The 1690-nt window shown below is 64.9% G+C and carries 2 protein-coding genes and 1 pseudogene; 1 reads left to right on the top strand and 2 read right to left on the bottom strand.

The window, feature by feature from the left end; translation table 11 throughout:
- The first annotated feature begins 20 nt into the window (after window positions 1-20).
- Window positions 21-575 carry an HdeD family acid-resistance protein gene (locus EN879_RS34915; RefSeq protein WP_013532362.1) on the top strand — a complete coding sequence of 185 codons (555 nt, stop codon included), beginning with the start codon at window positions 21-23 and terminating at the stop codon, window positions 573-575.
- Window position 576: 1 nt separating this feature from the next.
- Here the strand turns inward: EN879_RS34915 and EN879_RS34910 are convergent, their stop codons facing one another.
- Together EN879_RS34910 and EN879_RS40350 are read right to left on the bottom strand one after the other, a co-directional pair.
- Window positions 577-1557 carry a bifunctional riboflavin kinase/FAD synthetase gene (locus tag EN879_RS34910; protein WP_063170200.1) on the bottom strand — a complete coding sequence of 327 codons (981 nt, stop codon included), beginning with the start codon at window positions 1555-1557 and terminating at the stop codon, window positions 577-579.
- A 6-nt stretch (window positions 1558-1563) separates the two neighbouring features.
- Window positions 1564-1690, bottom strand: a pseudogene (locus EN879_RS40350) (TIGR01459 family HAD-type hydrolase); the annotation flags it as partial.

The following is a 1690-nucleotide window of genomic DNA, read 5'->3' as shown; positions in this document are numbered from 1 at the left end:
CCTCGATGGAGACCGCGACAATGACCCTGCATGGCGACGCCCTGAAAATCGCGATCGAACAGACACGGACAAAATGGGGATGGTTTGTCGCGCTCGGTGTGCTGCTGCTCATCTTCGGCGGCATTGCCTTCGCCAACCTGTTCGTCGCCACGGTGGCTTCCGTCTACGTCGTGGGATGGCTGATGCTGATGGCGGGCATCATCGAGATCGTGCACGCGTTCGGCGTCAAGACCTGGAGCCGCTTCTTCTACTGGCTGCTCAGCGGACTGCTGTACGCCGTTGCCGGCTTCTTCGCTTTCGGCAATCCGTTGCTTGCCTCGGCGGTGCTGACATTCCTGCTGGCGATTGCGCTGGTCGCGTCAGGGGTGCTCAGGGCCTGGGTCGGCTACAGCCATCGGCCGGAACGCGGCTGGGGCTGGATCGTCGCTGCCGGTGTCATCACCGCGCTTGCGGGCCTGATCATCGCCATGGGCTGGCCGGTCAACAGCCTGTGGGTGCTCGGTCTGTTCCTGGCGATCGATCTGATCTTCCAGGGCTGGACCTTCATCGCCGTTGGCCTGGCACTGAAGAAGTAGCTTAAAATGCCATCGCAGCGTCGAGGTCGGAGAGCGGCCTGACGCCGGCAAGCAGCGCGCGTGCCTCGGCTTCATCGCGCTTCATCTGCGCGACCAGCGCGTCGAGCCCCTCGAACTTCACCTCCGGACGCAGGAAACCGAAGAAGGAAACCTGACAAACCTCGCCATAGAGGTCGCCGGAGAAATCGAAGACAAAGGTTTCCAGCAGCGGCGCGCCGTTGTCGTCGACTGTCGGGCGTCGGCCAAAGCTGGCGACGCCGTCGTGAAGCGTGCCGTCGGCGCGGCGGAAGCGGACGGCATAGATGCCCTCCCTGAGTGCGGCTTCAGCCGACAGCCTCATATTCGCGGTTGGAAAGCCAAGGGTGCGGCCAAGCTGCTGTCCGCCGACCACCTCGCTTTCGACGGTGAACCGGTAGCCGAGCAGACCGGCGGCTTCAGCCACTTCACCCTCGCCCAGCAATCCGCGGATACGGCTGGACGACACCACCTCGGCGCCCTCGTCCCGGAACGCGTCGACGAGCGTGACGCCGAAGCCGTGACGCTCGCCGGCCGCCATCAGGTAGGCCGGGCCGCCCTGACGATCCTTGCCGAAATGGAAGTCGAACCCGGTTACGGCGTGAGTAATGCCGAGGTTCGTTTCCAGCACATCCGTCACGAACGCTTCCGCCGACAGCGAGGCGAAGTCGCGCGTGAACGGCTGCTCGACGAGCGCGGCAAAGCCCAGCAGCGACAGCAGCCGCGCCTTCATCGGCGGCGGCGTCAGCACGAACAACGGGATATCAGGCCTGAAGATCTTGCGCGGATGCGGTTCGAATGTCAGCACCAGGGCCGGCACGCCGCGCCGTCCTGCCTCCGCCGAGGCTCGCTCGAGCACCGCCTGATGGCCGCGATGGACGCCATCGAAATTGCCGATCGCCACGACGCCGCCGCGCAGGTCGGCGGGAAGCGGCGCGGTTGCCAGGATGCGCTGGAAGGCTGCCATCGTCACCTACCGAAGTCTGGGAATGACGGCCACCGGACCATAGCCATGCTTTTCCAGGAAGGCCGCCAATCTTGCCGGATCCGGTTGCAGGGCATCGCCATAGTCGCGGGCATGGATACCGCCGGAGACATAA

Origin of the sequence: Mesorhizobium sp. M7A.F.Ca.AU.002.02.1.1 (assembly GCF_003998535.1) — a bacterium.
GTDB lineage: Bacteria > Pseudomonadota > Alphaproteobacteria > Rhizobiales > Rhizobiaceae > Mesorhizobium > Mesorhizobium ciceri.
Note: the sequence above shows the minus strand (reverse complement) of the source record. Positions and strands in the feature narration are given on the sequence as shown.